Source organism: Maricurvus nonylphenolicus (assembly GCF_042854845.1).
Classification (GTDB): Bacteria; Pseudomonadota; Gammaproteobacteria; order Pseudomonadales; family Cellvibrionaceae; genus Maricurvus; species Maricurvus nonylphenolicus.
Genome location: NZ_AP031498.1, coordinates 2,939,065 through 2,959,955, shown reverse-complemented (window position 1 = coordinate 2,959,955; position 20,891 = coordinate 2,939,065). Strand labels below are relative to the sequence as shown.

Genomic DNA, 20,891 nt, shown 5'->3' with positions numbered 1-20,891 from the left:
CGCGACTACTCTGACTTTTTCCTGCCGCTTAAGCAATGGGCTGATTGCTACGAGAAGCTTCCCCGACCGTCTCCTTCCTAAGTGCTAGCCTCGATATTACGCAAAGCTGGCTTCTAGCAGTACTTGGGTATATTCCTGTTCCGGTTCAACCAGGACCTTGCTGGCATTACCTGTTTCTACAATCTCCCCATTACGCATCACTATCACCTGATGACTCAGGGCTTTAACCACTTTTAAGTCGTGACTGATAAAGATATAACTTAACTGATGCTTTTCTTGTAACGAGCGCAGTAAGTCGACTACTTGCACTTGAACTGCTCGGTCAAGTGCCGATGTAGGTTCATCGAGAATGATAATTTCCGGATTAAGAATAAGTGCGCGGGCAATGGCGATGCGTTGGCGCTGGCCGCCGGAGAATTCATGGGGGTAGCGGTGGCGCATATCGGCAGAAATACCCACTTCCGCCAGTACCTCAACGACCTTACGATCGATCTCTTCCTTGCTATCCTGGCTGTGTACGACTAATCCTTCAGCGACAATCTCGCTTACCGTCATACGCGGGCTTAGGCTGGCAAAGGGATCCTGAAATACGACCTGAATTTTGCTGCGCAATGGACGTAATTGTTTCTCTGTTAGCGCGTTCAGTGTGTATTCCCGGTAGTGAATATCGCCGCTGGATTCCAGCAGCCGCAGGATGGCCATGGCCAGGGTTGATTTACCTGAGCCACTTTCGCCAACAATGCCAAGTGTGCTGCCTTTATCCAGGTGGATATTAGCCTGCTTTACCGCATGTAAAAAACGACTTGGTTTTTTAAATAGTGGTTTATGTAGTGGGAATGAAACGCAAAGGTCTTTTGTGTGCAGTAGCCTTTCAGGCTCCTCAGGAAGTGTTACAGGGGTTCCTGTTGGATCACTGTTTAACAGTTCCTGTGTGTATGGGTGCTGCGGTTGGCTAAAGAGTGTTGCGGTTTCCGCCGTTTCTACCAATTTACCTTGGTGCATTACGGCAACTCGGTGGGCGACATGGCGAACAACGCCCAAATCATGGGTAATCAACAGCATCGCCATATTGTCTGTGGCCTGTAGTTCCTGCAGCAGGTCGAGAATTTCCCGCTGTACAGTAACATCCAGTGCGGTTGTCGGTTCGTCGGCAATTAAAAGCTCTGGATTGTTGGCCAGCGCCATGGCAATCATTACCCGTTGGCGTTGACCTCCAGATAGCTCATGGGGATAGGCTTTGAGCTTATCTTCTGCGTTGGGGATTTTAACTTTTTCTAGCAGCGCTAAAACCTTTTCCCTAAGGCCATTACGGGAATTGTTTTGATGCAGTTTAATGACTTCACTGATCTGTTTTTCAACGTTATGCAGTGGGTTGAGCGCCGTCATGGGTTCCTGAAAAATCATGCCGATACGACGTCCGCGAATCGACCGCATCTTATTGAGCGGTAGATCGATAAGCTCCTGCTCGTCGAGTTTGATAGATCCACTCGGGTGATGAGCGGCAGGGTAGGGAAGAAGGCGCATAATGGCGTGCGCTGTTAGTGATTTCCCGGAGCCGGATTCACCAACTAAGGCCAGAGTTTCACCGCTATGGATCTCCAGTGATACATCGCTGACTGGTGTTACGCTAGTCTGGCCTTGATGAAAGGCCACTTGTAGGTTTTCGACGCGCAATAGGGGAGTTGCTTGTGGTGCGTTATTTGTCATCAATCCTTATCCTTGCGTCACAAGTCGAGGGTCGAGGGCATCACGCACCCCTTCGCCAATAAACACCAGCAGTGTCAGCATAAAAGACAGCACCACAAACGCGGTCATCGCCAGCCACGGAGCGTGGAGATTGGTTTTGCCTTGATGCACCAGCTCACCTAGCGAGGCGGAGCCTGGAGGTAGACCGAAGCCTAAAAAGTCCAATGAGGTGAGTGTGGTTACCGCTCCGGTCAAAATAAACGGCATCAGGGTAACAGTGGCGACCATGGCGTTAGGTAAAATATGGCGCTGCATAATCGTGGGGTTATTGACCCCAAGGGCTTTAGCCGCTCGCACATAATCGAGGTTGCGGCCACGCAGGAATTCAGCGCGTACCACATCGACCAGGGCGGTCCAGCTAAACAGCAGCATAATACCTAATAGCCACCAGAAGTTAGGGTCAACAATGCTGGACATAATGATCAGCAGGAAGAGCACTGGCAGGCCGCCCCAAATCTCTAAAAAGCGCTGTCCAATCAAATCGACTTTGCCGCCGTAGTAACCCTGCAGCGCGCCGACCAGTACACCAACGATACTGCTGCCTAGTGTCAGTACCAGGGCAAACAGAATCGAAATGCGGAAGCCGTAAATCACTCGTGCGACTACATCCCGAGCCTGGTCGTCAGTGCCGAGCCAGTTTTGTGCTGTGGGTGGCGAGGGCGCAGGCTGTGGTAGGTTGCCGATATGGGTGTAATAGCTGTAGGGAATCAGTGGCCAAATCATCCAGCCGTTGCCTTCAATTAGGTCGACGACATAGGGGTCGCGATAATCGGCTTCGGTATCAAAATCACCGCCAAAGGTTGTCTCTGGATAGCTGATCAGGGCTGGGCTGTAGAGGCCGCCATCATAATTTACCAGCAAAGGCTTATCATTGGCGATCAGCTCGGCAAACAGGGTTATTAAAAACAGGGCAGAGAAAATAATCAGGCTGTATTTTGCACGTTTGTTGGCAAAAAACGTGTGATAGCGGCGCTGATTGATGGGGCTTAGCTTGCTCACATTAAACATCTCTAAGCCTCCTGACTTTCAAAGTGGATGCGTGGATCAACCCAGACATAAACAAGGTCAGATAATAATTTCACAAACAGACCGATCAGGGTAAAGATAAACAGCGTGCCGAAGATAACGGGGTAATCACGGTTCATTACGGATTCAAAGCCTAGCAGGCCAATACCATCGAGAGAGAAAATTACTTCGATCAGCATGGAACCAGTAAAGAAAATACTGATAAAGGCAGCAGGGAAGCCAGAGATAATGATCAGCATGGCGTTACGGAATACATGCCCATAGAGCACTTTTTGCTCATCAAGTCCCTTGGCGCGAGCAGTTTGTACATACTGCTTGTTGATCTCATCGAGAAATGAGTTTTTGGTCAGCATAGTTAAGGTAGCAAAGCCACCAATAGTGTAAGCCAGTAATGGCAGGGCAAGGTGCCAGAAGTAATCCTTAATCTTGCCGACTAAGCTGAGTTCATCAAAATTTGGCGAGGTTAACCCTCGAAGCGGGAACCATTCGAGGTAGCTACCGCCGGCAAAGACGACGATCAATAAAATTGCAAACAAGAAGCCAGGAATCGCATAGCCAATAATAATGGCCGCGCTGCTCCAAATATCAAAGGCGTCGCCGTGATGTACCGCTTTTTTGATACCCAGTGGTATGGATATCATATAAACCAGCAGCGTACTCCATAAACCCAGTGAGATGGATACGGGCATCTTTTCCTTGATGAGCTCAATAACGCTGGCATCCCGAAAAAAGCTATCGCCGAAATCGAATTGCATATAATCGGTCAGCATTTTGAAAAAACGTTCATGGGGAGGTTTGTCAAAGCCATACATTTTTTCAATTTCAGCAATGACATTGGGATCCAGGCCAACGCTGCCGCGGTAGGCGCTATCCCCATTACCCACTGCTGCGGCTTTAACGTCGGTTCCGCCTCCGGTAAAGCGCGCCGTTGCGCCGCCACCCTCATGGCCTTCGAGCTGGAAGATCATTTGCTCAACAGGGCCGCCAGGGGCCGCTTGAACTATCAGAAAGTTGACGATCAAAATTCCCAACAGGGTAGGGATCATCAACAACAGGCGGCGTAAAATATAAGTTCCCATTACTGTTCTACTGCCTCCGTGGCCATCTCATTACTTTCGGCTTCTGCTTGGGCCTGACTGCGGTTGATACCCTTGACCTTACGCGGATTGATCCACCAGCTCATTAGGCCGGTTTCAAAGCCAATGTCGTAGCGAGGGGTTATGCTGGGACGATCAAATTTATCCCAGTAAGCCAGGCGGTGGTGATTAATATGCCAGTGCGGGATGACGTAATGGTTTTGCAGTAGTACGCGATCAAGAGCGTGAGTATGGGTGATTAAACTTTCACGAGTCTCTGCTTTTATCAGTTGCTCAACCAGGCTGTCGATAACCGGGTTGTTGATTCCCATTAGGTTACGACTGCCTGGCGCGTTGGCGCTACTCGAATGCCAGAAACTGACCTGTTCAGTACCAGGGCTGAGAGATTGCCCGATGGAGTACACAATCATATCGAATTTGAATTCTCGTATACGATTGATGTATTGAGAGGTGTCCACCATGCGAATCTTGGCGTTGATACCAAGCTTTTTCAGGCCGCGAATAAACGGGTTGACCACGCGTTTAAAACCCGGGTCATACATTAACACTTCAAAATTAACGGGCTTGTTTTCTGGTGTGAGTAGTTGGTTGTCTTCGACTCGATAACCGGCATTATCAAGGAGCTTTTTGGCTTTACGTAGATTGATTCGGTTGTTGGGGAGTTCGCCAGAGACTGGGGCACGATATACCTGCTCGAAGACTTCTTTAGGCAGTTGATCTTTAAATGGGTTCAACAGGGCAAGTTCTGCTTCAGTGGGTAAGCCTGAAGAGGCAAGCTCTGAGTTTGAATAGAAGCTCTGAGTGCGTTTGTAGGCCCCGTAAAAGAGGTTGTCGTTTGTCCACTCAAAATCAAAGGCAAGGCCTATCGCTTGACGAAGTGTGCGATCTTCAAACAATGACTTTCGCAGGTTGAATAAGAACGCCTGCATGCCTGTAGGGTTCTCGTGATCGATTTCTTCTGTTATCAATCGACCTTCTTCAATTGCGCGGCCGGTATAGCCTGTGGCCCAAAGTTTAGAGACACGCTCAACACGAATATCGACGACTCCGGCCTTCAGGGCTTCCATCGCGATGGTGAAATCTCGAAAATAGTCGTGGCTGATCTTATCGTAATTGTAGAGACCTCGACGAGTAGGGAGCTTGGCGCCCCAATAATTTTTAACTCTGTCGTAGGTGATTGTGCGCCCGGCTTCAAACTTGCCTATTTTATAAGGGCCACTACCCAGGGGCTTTTGTAAATTGGCGGAAGAGAAATCCTTATCCTGCCAATAATGTTGCGGTAATACCGGAAGCTGACTTACCGTCAGCGGCATCTCTTTACTGGCTCCAGGCTTGAATGAGAATTTCACGCGTAATGTATCCAAAGCCACAACATCTTCAACATCCTGGTAGTAAAAACGGTATTGTGGGCTGCCTTTTTCCATCAAGGTATTGAAGGTAAAAACGACATCGTTAGCGTCAATGCTGTGACCATCATGAAAGCTAGCAGCAGGGTTAATATGAAAAATGACCCAACTGCGATCTTCAGGGTATTCAATTTTGTTGGCTACCAGGCCGTAGATGCTAAAGGCCTCATCAGCGGAGCCGGTCATCAAGGTATCGTAAATAAGTCCCAGGTGGTCTGCCGAGTTACCCTTTGGGATAAAGCCATTGAAACTGTCAAATGTGCCGAGGCTGTGCAGCTTTAATTCTCCGCCTTTAAGTGCTCTGGAGGATGTGTATTCAAAACGCTTAAAATCTGCCGGATACTTGGGGTCACCGTGCATGGCCATAGCGTGGCTTATGGTGACTGGATTACCATCTGAAATCTCACTGGCCATTGAAAGTGAGCAGAACGCAATAGTGATAAAAGCGCTTAAGCCGATAAGGAGAAGATGCAGAAATTGTGCTTGCTGGTCACAAAATGAACAAAGAGGGTGGCCTGCTAGCCTGAATCTGTTAAATGCTACTCGCATGAACCTTCCTGGAAACCTTATCGTTATTGTTGGTTATGTTGTCTACTGGATATTTCTTCGAGGATTTTGACAACAGGATGAGCAATTAGTTGGCTCATCGGTCAGGCTAAGAGTACCTATTTTTTAGCCTTGTGTCAGGTATCTGCGGATTGCCTGAGCTACTTATTGAGAGTAGTCTAAAATAAAGAAAAACAAACACTTAGCGAATGAGTTCGGCATAGAAAGTATGGCATTGACTGGATTGGAAGCGTGGGTTGAGAAACTGGGTAAAAAGGATATGCCCGTACTCTCGACCATCGTCAAAGAATTAAATGAATTGACCGGCAGCGATGAGGCGGAAGTTAACCAGCTGGCCGAAGTCGTCCTTAAGGATGCCAACCTGACGTCACAGGTGCTGCGTATTGCCAATAGCGTGCAATACAACCCTTCGAGCTATCCTATAAATACCATCAGTCGTGCCATTGTATTAATTGGCTTTAGTGGCGTCAGGGCTATCTGTATCTCGGTGATGATGATTGACTCTTTACTGGGTAAACAACCCAGAGAGCGTCTTTTAGAGCAGATGGCACAAGGTTTTCATGCCGCTGTGCAGGCTCGTAACCTGGTACGTCGCACCAATGAAGAGGTACAGGAAGAAGTCTTTATTGCCGCGCTGCTCTTCCATCTGGGTGCAATGTCTTTCTGGGCCAGTGGCGGCAAAGAGGTTGATAAGCTCGATGAGTTGTTAACTGAGGGAAGATTACCTGAAAAAGACGCTATGGAGCAGGTTACAGGCACAAGCTTTAAGGCCATTACCCGAGCTCTGGCGAAAAACTGGAACCTTGGAGAAACCCTTGAACAGGCCCTTTACCCGCCCCAAAAACCATCACCCAAGGTCATTGCAGTACGCATTGGTGAAGAATTAAGCCGTGCTGCTGTAAAAGGTTGGGATTCCCTTGAGGTGGGTGAGGTTTTGAAAAAGGTGATGGCGTTTACTGGCCTGGATCTGACTGAAGCTCGCAAAATGGTAGTCGAAAATGCCGATGAGGCGGCTTCTGTTGCGCTAACCTACGGTGCCGCCAGGGTTTGCCATCTGATCCCCAGTAGCCGCTCTATCGCGCCTGATAGTGAGCAAGATGCCCCAGAGCCTATGCAGGCCGATCATGAGCTACAGCTGAATATATTGCGCGAGCTCTCAAACGCCTTATCAGAGAACCTTGATGTAAACACCATTTTCCAAATGGTGCTCGAAGGCATGCACCGGGGTATCGGTCTGGAGCGGGTAGCGTTGGCTTTTATTCAGGATGATCATGCGGTTGCCAAGTATGTGCTGGGGGAGGGCACTGAGGGTTGGCGTAAGAACTTTGCTTTCCCGCTCGATAAAAATCAGGACAACATTTTTACTTATGTGCGTAAGGTTGCAGAGCCTATCTGGTTTGATAGCAAGCTTCAAAAAGCGCAAAAACACCTTTATTCGCCAGAGATAATTCACGTGTTGGGTAAGTACCAGTCTTTTATCGCGCCTATTCGACTGGGTGGCAGAGATGTGGCGCTTTTCTATGCAGATCGCTGGAAGTTGGGCGGGGTGTTACAGAAAGAGCACTTCCAGAGCTTTAGACATTTTGTGATGCAGACGCAAATGAGTTTGCAAATGCTCGCGGAAAAAAGAAAGTAAAAAATTACCTTTGAATGAATCTCTGAAAGTGGTCTTAAGATTGTGATGCCTTATTGCTTTTCTGGACCTTCGGAGGCAGGACGCCGACGCAGAGCGGGCATGGATGCCGAAAAGCGTGTCCAGGAAAGCAATAAGGCGTCGCAATCGCCACGATTTAGTTAAATACGCTTTAGGTTCAATCTTAATCTCTCGAAAGATATTCAGGTGTCTTAGTTTGTTCTTGTTACATCCACAAACAGGGTCAGCGATTGGCCTGGATGGATATAGTTATTTTTCTTGATCGGGTTCCAACGCAAAATATCATTTACTGATAAATTAAACTTGCCGGCGATGCGCGCTAAAGAGTCACCATTGCGTACCTGGTAGGCGACTTTGCGGATCACTTGGTTACCTTTGCGATGGTTACTGCGTACCATATTAATGCGATCATTCTTAGCCCAGATCACCAATTTTTGACCCTGTTTTAAAGGGTCTTTTGGTGCCATGCCGTTCCAGCGAGCCAGATCACTGACCTTAACCTGGTAGGCTTTAGCGATTTTCCAGAAACTATCGCCAGCCTTAACACGGTAAGTGGTTTTCGCAGTGCCGGATTTACCACGCGAGTAGTTTTGCTTGCGCTCTATGCGCTGTTGCTCGCTATAGGCGTAATGTTTGGCGGGTTTGGCGGCCACAGGGATTAACAGCATTTGATTCTGGCGAATCATATTGCTGCGCAGGTTGTTGGCATCTTTCAAGCTGGCAACGGTGGTGTTGAAATGCTTGGCGATTTTCAGCAGGGAATCACCGGACTTAACCCGATAACGCTCCCAGGCCACACGGTCCTGTTTGCCAAGGCTGGCCAGTTTTGCAGCAAACTCGTCGGCTTTGTCTACAGGGATTAACAGGCGATGAGGGCCTTTGGGATCAGTAGCCCAGCGGTTAAAGCCTGCATTTAGCAGGTATAAATCATCGATATCCATATCTGCCAGCGATGCAGCTTGAGCAAGATCGATTTGGGATTTGATATCAATCTGGGCGAAGTAGGGCTCATTAGGGATAACGGGCAGGGTTAACTTGTAGGCCTCAGGCTCCTTTACCAGCTGCGCCAGAGCAATCAGCTGCGGTACATAAGCGCGAGTCTCACGGGGCAATTTCAATGACCAGAAATCAGTAGGTTTGCCTGCACGTTTATTACGACGTATAGCTTTGGATACATTGCCTTCACCGGTGTTATAGGCCGCCAGAGCATGCATCCAATCGCCTTTAAAGCGTTTGTTTAAGTAGCTCAGGTAACGCAGGGCGGCATCGGTAGATGCGACGACATCGCGACGACCGTCATACCACCAGTTTTGCTTCAGACCGTACATGCGGCCAGTGCCTGGGATAAACTGCCACATGCCGGAGGCGCGGCCATGGGAATAGGCAAAGGGGTCAAAGGCGCTTTCTACGATAGGAAGCAGTGCCAATTCCATCGGTAGGTCACGTGCTTCGAGCTCACCGACAATATGGTGCATATAACGTTTGGCGCGTTCGGAGACGCGGGTCATATAGCGCGGGTGGCTGGCATACCACTTACGGTGCTTGTCGATACGGGTATTGCTGGTGTGGTCCAGGGCAAAGCCTTCGCGTATCCGGTCCCACACATTGTCATAATCAGCAACAGCAAACTGATTAATCGTGTCGGTATCGGTATGGCAGATAGCGTCTGCTTCTGCGAGCTCTTGCGCTTCTTTGGCCTTGGCGGCGGCTTCAGCAGCAGCTTGTTGTTGCATGGCTTGCTGATGTGGCAGCTGGCTACAACCGCTGATAAACAGTGCTGAAGTTACTATCAGACTGAACTGGCGGGCGTGTTGTTTCAGTAATCCCATGGAATTTTTATTCTTTTTGCTAAACATCGTAAATCGTTGCGCTAAATAAAAGGCGGCATTCTAGCTGAAAGCCTAGGTTTTGGTCAATAAATGATCAGAAAAGGTGCGAAGATGCCGCGAAAATCCCTTATTTGTCGTTAAAAGTTATCCTTCCATTGACGGATAGCCGCCAAGACTTCTACATCGCTGTTGCAGGGAGACCCCAAAAAGGTTTCTGCGGCCTGTATGACGCTTTGGGCTTTGGTTCTGAGAAAAGGGTTGGTTTCCAGTTCCAGTGCCAGTGTCGATGGCAAGGTGGGGCTATTCGCCTCCCGGGTTTTGGAATCTACAGCAATTCGTTCGAGCAGGTCGGCATTGGTGGGTTCCACGGTTTTGGCAAAGTTGAGGTTGCCGAGGGTGTACTCATGGGTACAGCAGACACGGGTATCCTTGGGGAGTTGTGCCAGAGCACTTAATGATGCGTGCATTTGTGCTGGAGTGCCTTCAAAGATTCGGCCGCAACCGCCAGCAAACAGGGTGTCGCCACAGAACACCAGAGGGTCTTCACTGTTTAGAAAATAGGCGATGTGATCCAGGGTATGGCCCGGTATTTCAAGAATCTCGAATGTTAGCTGATTACCTATAGCGAGACTGTCACCGTGATAGAGCTTGTGGGTAATGTGCGAGATATTAGCTGAATCCGGGCCGTAGACGGGTACAGGGTACTTAGCCAGTAGATCCTCGATGCCACCGGTATGATCCCAGTGATGGTGGGTAATTAGAATCCCTCCCAAATCCCAGTTTTGTTGATTGAGGTAGTCAAAAACAGGTGCGGATTCGCCTGGGTCAACAACATAGGCTAAATGAGTGGCCGGATCCTGAAAGATCCAAATATAGTTGTCGGTAAAAGCTGGGATAGGGTAAACAGATAACATATTCTTATGGTTGTTTAGGGCTAATGGCTTCATAATAATCTTGCTGATTTCAACCTGCCAGTGGTTTCGACAGAGTTTGCGAACTGAGCAGAAGCCATATCGCCCAGAAAATTAAAACAGTTGGCTGACACGGGAGATAATCAATGTCCATGTTGTCGTTATCAGGAAAGCCCATATCGCGCTGGCGGCGCTGGCTGTTATCTCGTTTTGGTGTCTTGCCTATGGCAGAAACCCTGGCAGAGTTAGAAGGCGAATCGGATACACCGCTGGCGCAGCTGTTATTTGAATATGAGCGACAGGCCATTGATGAAGCCTTGGGCTGTTTGTTTGGTTACCATTTACTGGAAGCCAGTGTATTTGATCTCGCTGATTTAACTGCCAGCAGTACCATCAACCACAAATTCAGTCTGTCACTGCGTGATAATACCAAACGCCAGCAGGTACAAGGCTTGGCTGAGTTTGACCAGCTACCTTTGGCAGAACAGTGTTTGGATGTGGCGTTGCTTCATCATGTGCTCGAGTTCTCTGAGAATCCGCATCAGGTTTTGCGCGAGGTATCGAGAACTATCATTCCTCGAGGGCATGTGGTCATCGTCGGATTCAATCCCCTAAGCCTAAGTGGTTTAGGTCAGTCTATAGCCCAGTTATTCAGTCGTAAGTGTATCTGGCGCCGTCACCGATTACGCGTAGGACGTGTGCTGGATTGGCTGAGATTGTTGGACTTTGAGCCGGTCAGTTTGCAGCAGGGGTTTTACCGCCCGCCCATCAATCATCCCTGGGCCTTAAAGAAAATGGGGGGATTGGAGAAGCTGGGGCGTAAATTAAAGCTGCCTTTTGGTGGATTCTATGTCATTGTTGCGCGCAAGGAAGTATCCGCTATGATCCCCATCAAACCCAAGTGGGACAGATTTAATCCTATGGCGGGCCTGGTGATTGGTAAGCCCACATCGCGGTTACCGGAACCTGTTCGACAGCAGCCCCTCAACAGAAAGGGGCAAGATAAGTAAGGCCACAATAAGGTTGACTATAAAAGAGGCAGTGAGGAAAGTTTGAAGTTTGTAGAAATCTTTACCGATGGCGCCTGCCGCGGTAATCCAGGCCCAGGGGGGTGGGGCGCACTGTTACGCTATGGCACACAGGAAAAAGAGCTCTGGGGCGGAGAGGCGGATACCACCAATAACCGCATGGAGTTACAGGCCGCCATTGAGGGGCTTGCCGCATTAAAACAACCTTGTAAAGTGAAGATGACCACTGACTCGCAATATGTTCGTCAAGGCATCACCCGGTGGTTGGCTGGCTGGAAACGTAACGGCTGGAAAACTTCAGCTAAGAAACCCGTAAAGAATGTCGATCTCTGGCAGATGTTGGATGAGCAGGTCGCTCGCCACGAGGTCGACTGGTTTTGGGTGAAGGGCCATAGCGGCCATCGAGAGAATGAAATCGCAGATCAACTGGCCAATCGCGGCATTGATGAACTGTAGTGACAAATAATAGATATCAAGACCCATATAAATAATGAGACAAATTGTTCTAGATACAGAAACAACCGGTTTGGAGCCCAGTCAGGGCCACCGTATTATTGAAATCGGTTGTGTTGAGCTTGTTGATCGTAAACTCACCGGTCGTCACTATCACCAATATATCCAACCGCAACGGGAAGTGGATGAAGGGGCGATGGAAGTTCACGGTATTACCAATGAATTTCTGCTTGATAAACCCCTATTCAGTCAAATCGTTGATGAGTTTATGACCTTTGTGAAGGGGGCGGAGCTGGTTATCCATAACGCGCCTTTCGATATTGGCTTCCTGGATCATGAGTTAAGACTCGATGGTGGTCGTTACGGGTCCATGGCGGATCACTGTTCTGTGGTTGATAGCCTGGTGATGGCTCGCCAGAAGCATCCGGGAGCGAAAAACAACCTGGATGCGCTCTGTAAGCGCTATATGGTCGACAACTCGCAGCGTGACCTGCACGGCGCTTTGCTTGATGCCGAGATTCTCGCCGATGTTTATTTGATGATGACCGGTGGCCAAACCGATTTGATGTTAGGCCAGGATCAGTCTGAATCAACAGAATCCCAGGGTGCCGATGTCACCGCTATTCGTCGTTTGGATGCCAATCGCCCCGCATTGGCCGTGATTCAGCCGAGTGCTGAAGAAATGGAATTGCATTCGCGTAAACTGGAAGAGATCCAAAAAGCCAGTGGCGATTGCCTCTGGCTGAAGTAACTAAATCTCTATTGCTTGTGTGAAAGCACGAATTCAGCAAACGCCTTGCTTGGTAAGGGTTTGCTGAAATAAAACCCCTGAATGACCTCGCACTGGAGTTTATTGAGAAATTCCAGTTGTGGGGCTTCCTCCACGCCTTCTGCAACAACCCGTAAATCCAGGCTCTGTGCCATAGCGATAATGGCTTTCACAATCGCTACCTCATCGCGATCATTTGGAATATTTATCAAGAAAGAGCGGTCTATTTTTAACTCGTCAAACGGCAGATGTTTAAGATAGCTGAGTGATGAGTAGCCGGTACCAAAATCGTCGATCGAAAGGTCAACACCGAGTGCCTTGATGGCGTGCAAGAGTTCGACATTGGCTGTCGAGTCTTCCATGGCCAGGCTTTCAGTGATTTCAATCACCAGCTGGGAGGGAGAGAGGGAGAATTTTTCTATCGCTTTGCCCAGCAGGGTAATAATGCTTTTATCCTTAAGTTGTTGTGGCGAAACATTAATCGACAATTTGAGTGGTGGCAGTCCCTGTTGTTGCCAGCGGGCTAGTTGCCGACAACCCTCGATAATTACCCAGCGACCAATGCTGGGCAGTAAGCCAAGCTCCTCCGCCAGAGGAATAAACTCCGCAGGCGAAATCATACCTTTCTTGGGATGTTGCCAGCGAAGTAATGCTTCCATGCCCATGATTTGTTGGGTGGCGGTCCAGACTTTGGGTTGGTAATGCAGCGCAAATTCCTGGTGCTCGATGGCTTGGCGCAAATCCATTTCCAAACTTAGGCGCTGTTTTGAACGTGCTTCCAATTCTTTCGAGAAGAAGTGATACCCATTGCCGCCATTTTGTTTCACATGTGCCGATGCCACGCCAGCACGCTTTACAAGTGAATCGCTGGTGTCGCCATCATCGGGGTAAATGGCAACACCGACGCTAGCGCTGATCAATACTTCCTCGTTGGCAATGTTAAACGGCGTCTGAAACAAATTGACCAGACGTCTGATGATGGTTTCTACCTGGTCGGGGCGGTCGATATCCGTAAGCAGAATGGAAAACTCATCTCCGGCAAGACGAGAGAGACTGCGATAAAGATCCTGCTCCGGTATTTTACTCACCACATCACTTTGACGGATATGCTCCATCAAACGATCGGCTACACATTTGAGTAAAATATCCCCTGATTTAATGCCCAGGCTTTGGTTAATCTTCTTAAAGCCATCCAGGCTTATGTCAATAATTGCAGCAGAGCCTCCTTCGCGTTGTTGGCGACTGAGGGACCACTCCAGACGGTCTAAGAATAATTTTCGGTTGGGTAAACCGGTGAGGGCATCGTAATAGGCGAGTTGATCCTGATAGGCCTTAACGGTGAGCGTGTTGCGTAGCCGTAAAGCCAGTTCGCTGGGATCAACGGGTTTGGCCAAAAAGTCTGTGGCGCCTAGTTCGAGGGCTTTGAGTTTACTGTCGGAGTCTGAAGATGATGTGAGTACAATAACCGGGATGTGGTTGAGTTTATCGTCCTGCTGTAATTCGGCCAAAATTTCAAAGCCGTTAACTTCGGGCATGTTGAGGTCAAGCAACAGTACATCCGGACGTTGCTGTAAAACTTCGGATACAGCCTGAGTGGAATCCTCCAGGTTGACAAAGTGTTTGTAACCTTCGGATTCAAGAAAGGTTTGCACTAGATCCATCATGATAGGTTCGTCATCGACCATCATGATCAGAGCATCCTTGAGCTTATTGTAGTGCTCCTTGACCTCGTTTACCTGAGATGATGGTGCGCTTGAAAGAGTCATAATGCGTTTCCCAGGTTAGTGGAGCGTCGTGCTGATGTCAGCAAGGGTGATACGCTGGTTAAGCGCTTCTACCAGCGCAACTATCGCTCTGCAGCTATTCAGGTCAAATTGCTGAGCTGCCTGTTCTAAATCGTAGGCCGGTTCGGTGAAACAATCAAAGCCAACACTGCCCCCGGAGCCTTTAAGCCAATGGGCGAATTGATAGATTTGCTCGTATTGGCCGTTCTCCAGTGCCTGGCTGATAGTTGGTAGTTGTTCATCAAGGCGTTGTTTAAAGCGGTTAATGATTTGGATGAATTTCTCGCCTCGAGTCGCAAGTCGAGATTGAACCCTATCAGGGAGTGGGTGGAATTTTTGAGCCGCAGGATGTTCCAGTATCGATTTCACTGAAGAAGAGTCGTTATCCGTTTGATCAAGCGCATCACTCATGCCTGGGGATTCTGCTGCTGGCTGATGAGTAGGTTGTACACGGCCCATCTTTACGCGCTCGCTTAACTCAATAATGACCTTGAGCTGTTCATGACATTGCTGTGACTGCTGGGATTTGGCTGCTTGCTCCAGCTTGTCGGCGGGGGTTGTGAAGACGCCGAAGCCTACCGAGCCACCAGAGCCTTTAAGCCAGTGAGCTGCATCCGCAAGGGCTTGGTAGTTATCCTGTAGTAGCTGTTTTTGCATGTGCTCCAGTTTTTGTATGAGCTTGTCGATAAATCGGTCAATGATGCTGTGAAGCTTTGTGTTACCAGACAGGGTGGATACGAGTGCAGAGGTGTTGCTTTGCTTGACTTGAGTTTGTTGAGGGACGTCGTCGACCGGACGACCTTTGATTAGTTTGGCCAATTGGTTAAACAGGTGGTCTATATTGATCGGCTTGGTCATATAACCACTAAATCCGGCGGCCAGGCATTTCTCTTCGGCGCCTTTCATGGCGTGGGCGGTGAGCGCAATAATAGGCTGGGTTTGTCCCTTTTTACGCATATGGGCTACGGCGCTATAGCCATCCATTATCGGCATCTCAACGTCCATAAGTATTAGGTCGTAGGGGGTCTGTTCAGCCATTTGGCAAGCGGTTTGACCATTATCGGCAGTGGCGACTTTAAGTCCGGCGTCAGTTAGCAGGATTTCTAGCAGGTTGCGGTTTTCTGCCCCATCATCAACCACAAGGATATCGCAAGCTTCAAACTGCCAGCGTTGATGGGTTTCAGTTGTAGGTGTTTCAGCCTCTTGTAATTGCGGTATGGGGATTAGCGCCTCTGAGCTAACTGGAGCGATTGGGAGGTCAACAATAAACTTGCTGCCTTTGCCTTCTGCGCTTTTAACATAAATATCGCCGCCCAGGGCTTCTGCAAAACGTTTGCTAATAGTCAGCCCTAAACCTGTGCCGCCGAAACGGCGGGTGATGGAACTGTCTGCCTGAACGAAAGGCTGGAAGATTTGATCGCACTGTTGTTGGCTCATGCCGATACCTGTATCGGCAACACTAAGCGTGATCGTGTAATCGTTACTTTTCTGATGGAGTCTAGTTGATACCTCAATGCCACCTTGACGGGTAAATTTGATGGCGTTGCCAATAAGATTGGTGAGGATTTGGCGTAAGCGTGCGGGATCTGATTGAATGATTTCAGGTAGTGGGGTGAGTGGAGTAAATTGTAAACTCAAACCCTTTTCTTCAGCACGCACGCGCATGATTTGTATCACTTCATGGATGATATGGTGCAGTCGGCAGTCTATGGTTTCGACTTCAAGTTGACCTGCTTCAACCTTGGATAAATCCAGAATATCATTGATGAGACCCAGTAGATGCTCACCATTAGAGGCGATGGTGTTTAAATGTTTTTGGTTACTCTCAAGGTCTTTGCTGTAACCCCGCTTTAGCACTTCAGTGAACCCGAGGATGGCATTCATGGGGGTACGAATTTCGTGGCTCATATTGGCGAGAAAATCACTCTTGGCGCGGTTGGCAGCCTCGGCTTCCTCCTTGGATTTTCGTAATTCGATTTCTTTCTCTTCCAGCAGTGTGACATCGTCAAAACTCACCAAAACACCTGCAGCCTTGCCCTGAGAGGCGATAACTGGCGAGCAGTTGGTCATAAAGGTTCGCCAGGTGCCGTCGGCATGGGGAAGTCTGACGAGTTGATTGATCGTCGATTGGCTCTGTTGCAGCGCTTTGTCCCAGGGGTAGAGGGCATTGGCCGAATCGCTTGAGAGTGACCAGGCAAAGCGTGATACAGGCATGCCTAACAGGTCGGCAGCCGGTCGCTCTACGATGCCTGCAAATGCCTGGTTCGCTAGAACGATGTTGCTTCGAGCATCTAGCACCAATAGGCCCTCAGCCATGGTGTCGAACGCCGAGCGCACTCTATCTGGAATCGCCTGCGACGGATCCAAATGCTTTAACATTTTGCCAAGATAGAGATAAAAAATCACAAAGCAGCAGGCGAAACTAATACTCAACAAGAGCAGCAGCTTGTCGTAGGCATAGCCAATTAACCCTTCTGGGGCTAATGCCTGAAAACGGAGTTCCACAGACCCCCATTGCTTTTCACCTTCCCAGATGGGCACACTGATTCGGTCGTCCGTTGATGTATCAGTTTCGAGAGGGGTCCAGTGGTGTGCGTGTTGCCCCAAGTCACTGATTAACTTGCCATCTATGCGTCTTATACCTGCTGATAGTAAATCCGTATGACGTTGGATTTGTAGCAAGAGATTGTTTTCCATTCGCCATATGTCCGATTGAGTCAGGAAGGCGGAGCTATTGATGGCTATGGATTCGGCCAGCAGGATACGCCCTTGCATAATTAATTTATGCTCATTGGGGATCAAGCCAGACAGGCCTGCAATTAATAAAACACTGATGATGATACCGCACAGGCCAAGCGTAATGCGTATTTTGGTATTGATTCTCTGCTGCAAGCGGCGAAATAGTGAAAGCATTTATTGCGCCTCGCTTGCTTTGTCTTCTGTTGTTTTGTCGGCGTTCTCAATAATCTCTTGCAGGGATTCATCGTCATCGGTGGATGTGTTGCCACTGTTGATCAATACTGGCAGTGGGTCAATAAAGCGCCATGCCGGTAAAGAGGACAATACACTGCTTAGCAGGATACCGCTGCGGGTTAACCACACCACATAACCAGCAGAAAGACCTGCGGATACAGCAAACAGGCCTGCTACGGTGTTGCCACGTTGCTGGGTGTTTTCATCCAGTTGTTGTTGAATATGGTCTATATCCCGCAAGAACTGCTCATTCTGGATAATGATTAACGGGTCTTCATACAGCTCAAATTTGATGCGCAACGACGCTAAAGATACATTGTCGGTAAGGGCAGATATGGTTTTGTCATTATCAATTTCAAAACCCGGTGTAGCTAAGATAACCGGGGCATTTACCTGAACGGAAATAGCGGTTTCTGGTGGCGCGATTGTAAATGCTAAATCCGATACCTGTGGGCGGTTGCTGGTACTGACAGTATCTGAGCCTAAGGTTTCGTCATTTTCTGTTTCTGCTTCTGTCTCACTGTTGTCAGTGGTTGCAGGCTCACTGTCCTCAACAGTAGAAGGCGGGGCAGGAGAGTCCAGTTCTGTCGTTTCAGATGATTCGGGTACAGGGTCATCAGTGACGGTAATATCCAATAAGGCTGGAGAGCCTACATTGATAGTGATAGTCGATGCCCGACTGGTGTCATTGCTCGCACCGGAGTTATCAGTGGCGATATAGGTAAAACTGATGCTTCTGCTTTGGCCCGGTAGCAGGTCATCAAAATCACTGCCCAGGTTAAAACTGAAAGTACCGTCATTATTGTTAATTAAATTACCTGCAGTGGGGAGGCTTGCGATGGTAAAGGTATGGCTGTTGCTAAGATCGGCATCGGCGACAATAAACATGCCATTGGTAGTTATATCATCGGGAGTAATATTAATGGTGATATCACTGGTTACGGGTTGGTCGTTAACAGAGACCAGGGAAATGATTGAAGACAGATCCGGACTGCTAAAATCGAATCCCCCCAGGGCTGTACCCCCATTATCTCTGATGCCGGTAATTGTGACGGTTCGAGGCGTGGTATCTGGTTCGTTACTGGTGTTAAGGTAGCTCACGCCATTGATAATAGATTCTGCGTTAGTACGGTTCAGTAATCCACCGTTTAATCCTATTCCGGCATTGGTGCCTACGACACTGACACTGTAGCCCAGACCATTAATCGCGGTTTTACCGGTGACTCCATTGGCCAGGAGAATATTTGTACCATCAATAACCAAATATTCACTACCTGCATCGAGAATATTGGTGACTGAAAAATTGATGTCGGTAATTAGTTGGGTGGCTTCAACGGTATCAATGATTGCGCTGTTGTAAAGGGATACTGCACCTGCGTCTTCAATAAATGTTGGGTTGAGTGGATTGGCATTCAGTGTAGGGGCGTCGTTAACATTAGCGATAGCTATATCGAAAATAACGGTTGTATCACCGCCATTACCGTCTTTGGCTTCCAATGCAATTGACAGATTGCCTGTATCGCCATCCGTCGGGCTGCCAGAAAAGGTTCGGGTAACGCCATCAAATGTTAGCCATGCTGGTAATAGTGTTCCGTCGGCTTGGGTTGCGGAATAAAGAAGGGGGTCACTGTCTGGATCACTAAAGGTTGCTGCGGCAAACTGAAAGCTAAAAAACACATCTTCTGTTGCGCTCTGATTCGGAACCGTATTGTCCAGTACTGGGGCTGCATTGCTCGCGCCAAATTCGAAAGCGCCGATATCTGGCGTTGCATCTCTCAGGTTGCCTACTTGGTCTGCAGTTGGGGCGCCAGTCAATCCCGCGGGATCGATCGCCAAACTGGTGGGGAGCAATGCGTGGGTTCGACCAAAGCCACCGTTATCGGCCAGGGGGGCAAGGTCAGCGCCATTACCTAACCGATCATTGCCTGCAAATCCAAGTGAACCGGTCGTGTCTTGAATTAAGTTGTAGTCCAGGCTATTAAAGGTACCACTGACATCGTTGTTGGTTGATGCAGTATTGCCTGCTACGATGGTGTTTTTAATATTAACGGTACCGGTGTTGTTGAAAATACCTCCGCCTACATTGGCATCGTTGAGTGTGAAGGTTGAGTTGAGAATGGTCACTGTGCCGTTGGCATAAATTCCGCCACCATTACCTGAAGCAATATTGCTACTCAGGGTAGAGTTTTCGACTTTTAGATCTATGGCCGTGTTATGTTCGTAGAGCGCTGCACCATCAACCGCTTGGTTAGCGGTAAAGGTCACCTGTGTAACAGAGGCATTGTTGTAATTGGCAATAGCGCCGCCCAGTTGCGTACCAGCATTGCCGTTGCTGTTAAAGATAGCTTCAGTGATATCCAGAATACCCAGATTAAAAATGCCTGCGCCCTTGTTAGCCAGATTGCTATCAATGATCACCTGGTTAAGGTTAGCGGTAGAGTCGGTGTCAATATAGATGGCACCGCCGTCACCACTGCCGTTGCCATCGGCACTGCCTCCGGTCAGGGTGGTGTTATTTAAGACAAAGTCTGTACCCGCATTGCGAATATCAAAAATTCGATCTATGCCGCCACCGTTGATAATCGTATTGGTCGCACCGGTGCCGTTAATGGTGAGATCCTGCAGAATATCCAGATCGCCCTGGCTGCCAGCGTTATCAAAAGCGCTCCCCAGTGTCAGGGTGTAAGTGCCCGTTGGCAGAGTGATATCGTCGGCGGCAGCATCAAAGTTGGCTTCCATAATAGCGGCACGAAGGCTAGTATTACCGCTGGCGTCCAGGGCTAAACCGTCGCCAACGTTAACATCTATGGTGTCGGCGGTCGTGTTGACGGTGTAGGTGGCCAATAGCCCAGACCATACTGTGCCTGTGTCTATGATTGATAAGCTAATGGTATCCAGTTCACCAAGCTGGAATTCAAGGTCCCAGTCGCCTCCTAAATCACTGCTGCCAGTCAGGTCGGAGCTCGCTGCTATGTCTGTTGCTGTTAATGTGGCAAGTTCCTGGATCAGAGATTGCCCCTGTACTGTAGCAGCCAGGTCACAACCATAGATAAGGATATCGGCATCCTGGCTAAAGGCTGGCTGCCACTGTTGGATCATGTTTGAGTGGTTAGTCAGTGCCTGATTGTCAAACCATTGATTACCCAGTTGCAGGCCTTGACTGTCACCGTGAGATATCAGGTGCAGGGCGTTAATGCTGCCTGCGCTCTGTTTACTAAGGAAATCGCTAATCTGCTCTATACCAGATTGCTGATCATCTAGAAATAGCAATTGATAATGGGTATCAGGAGATGGATGGATGGCTTCTAAAAGTGTTTGGTAATCGGGTGTGGCCTTATCAATCACAATAACTTCAATGTTATTTGTGATATCACTTGTAGGGATCAGGAAATCCGCAAAAGAATTCAGTGAAATATCGGGTTCACTTTTATTATCGGCTTGTTTAAAGAAACTCTCTAGATCATTCAGTGATAATGGCTGAATGTCTTTTGAAGCTTCTGTTTCAGGTGATGGTTGATTATAGAGATCAGTTTGCCAATCGCCGCTTATTGGCAAAGTGCTATCAAGCCCCGTACCCAGTGGGTCTGCAGATAGCAGGATACGGGGTTCTATGACTTCAAAGACTATGGTTTTCTCGATAGATGCCAT

At 48.6% G+C, this 20,891-nt stretch carries 13 protein-coding genes; 4 read left to right on the top strand and 9 right to left on the bottom strand.

Going from position 1 to position 20,891, the window contains the following annotated elements; translation table 11 throughout:
- Positions 1-96: 96 nt before the first annotated feature.
- From ACGHZ6_RS12950 to ACGHZ6_RS12935, 4 genes are read right to left on the bottom strand one after another with little or no spacing between them, the layout of a single operon-like run.
- Entirely contained in the window at positions 97-1,707 is a 1,611-nt protein-coding gene (locus ACGHZ6_RS12950; protein ID WP_390614384.1) for an ABC transporter ATP-binding protein, read from the bottom strand.
- Positions 1,708-1,713: 6 nt separating this feature from the next.
- Complete coding sequence (locus ACGHZ6_RS12945) at positions 1,714-2,745, bottom strand: ABC transporter permease (protein WP_390614383.1); 1,032 nt, start codon at positions 2,743-2,745, stop codon at positions 1,714-1,716.
- Positions 2,746-2,756: 11 nt separating this feature from the next.
- A complete protein-coding gene (locus ACGHZ6_RS12940) occupies positions 2,757-3,851 on the bottom strand; it encodes a microcin C ABC transporter permease YejB (protein WP_390614382.1) in 1,095 nt (364 codons plus the stop codon).
- Complete coding sequence (locus ACGHZ6_RS12935) at positions 3,851-5,689, bottom strand: extracellular solute-binding protein (protein WP_390614381.1); 1,839 nt, start codon at positions 5,687-5,689, stop codon at positions 3,851-3,853. Before ACGHZ6_RS12935 ends, ACGHZ6_RS12940 begins: the two co-directional genes overlap by 1 nt.
- Before the next feature lie 361 nt (positions 5,690-6,050).
- Here ACGHZ6_RS12935 and ACGHZ6_RS12930 point away from each other — a divergent pair, with 361 nt between their 5' ends.
- On the top strand, positions 6,051-7,478 hold the full coding sequence (locus ACGHZ6_RS12930; RefSeq protein ID WP_390614380.1) for an HDOD domain-containing protein: 1,428 nt from the start codon (positions 6,051-6,053) through the stop codon (positions 7,476-7,478).
- Between the two features lie 209 nt (positions 7,479-7,687).
- Here ACGHZ6_RS12930 and ACGHZ6_RS12925 read toward each other — a convergent pair whose 3' ends face one another.
- Positions 7,688-9,325 carry a LysM peptidoglycan-binding domain-containing protein gene (locus ACGHZ6_RS12925; RefSeq protein WP_390614379.1) on the bottom strand — a complete coding sequence of 546 codons (1,638 nt, stop codon included), beginning with the start codon at positions 9,323-9,325 and terminating at the stop codon, positions 7,688-7,690.
- A 137-nt stretch (positions 9,326-9,462) separates the two neighbouring features.
- Positions 9,463-10,272: a hydroxyacylglutathione hydrolase gene (gene gloB / locus ACGHZ6_RS12920; protein WP_390614378.1), complete on the bottom strand. Its 810-nt coding sequence runs from the start codon at positions 10,270-10,272 to the stop codon at positions 9,463-9,465.
- Positions 10,273-10,382: 110 nt separating this feature from the next.
- On the opposite strand from gloB, the gene ACGHZ6_RS12915 reads away from it, so the two are divergent.
- Genes ACGHZ6_RS12915 through dnaQ form a run of 3 tightly spaced genes read left to right on the top strand, consistent with a single transcriptional unit; the run spans position 10,383 to position 12,468 of the window.
- On the top strand, positions 10,383-11,246 hold the full coding sequence (locus ACGHZ6_RS12915; RefSeq protein ID WP_390614377.1) for a methyltransferase domain-containing protein: 864 nt from the start codon (positions 10,383-10,385) through the stop codon (positions 11,244-11,246).
- A 42-nt stretch (positions 11,247-11,288) separates the two neighbouring features.
- The gene (gene rnhA, locus ACGHZ6_RS12910) at positions 11,289-11,720 is read left to right on the top strand and encodes a ribonuclease HI (protein WP_390614376.1); all 432 of its coding nucleotides are present in this window, start codon (positions 11,289-11,291) and stop codon (positions 11,718-11,720) included.
- Positions 11,721-11,754: 34 nt separating this feature from the next.
- Positions 11,755-12,468 (top strand): DNA polymerase III subunit epsilon, encoded by a 714-nt coding sequence (gene dnaQ / locus ACGHZ6_RS12905; RefSeq protein WP_390614375.1) that lies wholly within the window; start codon positions 11,755-11,757, stop codon positions 12,466-12,468.
- 8 nt (positions 12,469-12,476) lie between these two features.
- Here the strand turns inward: dnaQ and ACGHZ6_RS12900 are convergent, their stop codons facing one another.
- The 3 genes from ACGHZ6_RS12900 to ACGHZ6_RS12890 are packed head-to-tail and all read right to left on the bottom strand — an operon-like array spanning position 12,477 to position 20,891.
- Entirely contained in the window at positions 12,477-14,252 is a 1,776-nt protein-coding gene (locus tag ACGHZ6_RS12900) for an EAL domain-containing protein (protein ID WP_390614374.1), read from the bottom strand.
- Positions 14,253-14,267: 15 nt separating this feature from the next.
- Entirely contained in the window at positions 14,268-17,183 is a 2,916-nt protein-coding gene (locus tag ACGHZ6_RS12895) for an ATP-binding protein (RefSeq protein WP_390614373.1), read from the bottom strand.
- Positions 17,184-20,891 carry a DUF4347 domain-containing protein gene (locus ACGHZ6_RS12890; protein ID WP_390614372.1) on the bottom strand — a complete coding sequence of 1,236 codons (3,708 nt, stop codon included), beginning with the start codon at positions 20,889-20,891 and terminating at the stop codon, positions 17,184-17,186.

Bases quoted from the DNA above. Each gene is read 5' to 3' on its own strand.
- ACGHZ6_RS12950 (WP_390614384.1), bottom strand. From the start codon at position 1,707: ATGACAAATAACGCACCACAAGCAACTCCCCTATTGCGCGTCGAAAAC.
- gloB (WP_390614378.1), bottom strand. From the start codon at position 10,272: ATGAAGCCATTAGCCCTAAACAACCATAAGAATATGTTATCTGTTTAC.
- dnaQ (WP_390614375.1), top strand. From the start codon at position 11,755: ATGAGACAAATTGTTCTAGATACAGAAACAACCGGTTTGGAGCCCAGT.
- ACGHZ6_RS12890 (WP_390614372.1), bottom strand. From the start codon at position 20,891: ATGGCATCTATCGAGAAAACCATAGTCTTTGAAGTCATAGAACCCCGT.
- ACGHZ6_RS12895 (WP_390614373.1), bottom strand. From the start codon at position 17,183: ATGCTTTCACTATTTCGCCGCTTGCAGCAGAGAATCAATACCAAAATA.
- ACGHZ6_RS12925 (WP_390614379.1), bottom strand. From the start codon at position 9,325: ATGGGATTACTGAAACAACACGCCCGCCAGTTCAGTCTGATAGTAACT.
- ACGHZ6_RS12940 (WP_390614382.1), bottom strand. From the start codon at position 3,851: ATGGGAACTTATATTTTACGCCGCCTGTTGTTGATGATCCCTACCCTG.
- ACGHZ6_RS12935 (WP_390614381.1), bottom strand. From the start codon at position 5,689: ATGGCCAGTGAGATTTCAGATGGTAATCCAGTCACCATAAGCCACGCT.
- ACGHZ6_RS12930 (WP_390614380.1), top strand. From the start codon at position 6,051: ATGGCATTGACTGGATTGGAAGCGTGGGTTGAGAAACTGGGTAAAAAG.
- ACGHZ6_RS12900 (WP_390614374.1), bottom strand. From the start codon at position 14,252: ATGACTCTTTCAAGCGCACCATCATCTCAGGTAAACGAGGTCAAGGAG.
- ACGHZ6_RS12915 (WP_390614377.1), top strand. From the start codon at position 10,383: ATGTCCATGTTGTCGTTATCAGGAAAGCCCATATCGCGCTGGCGGCGC.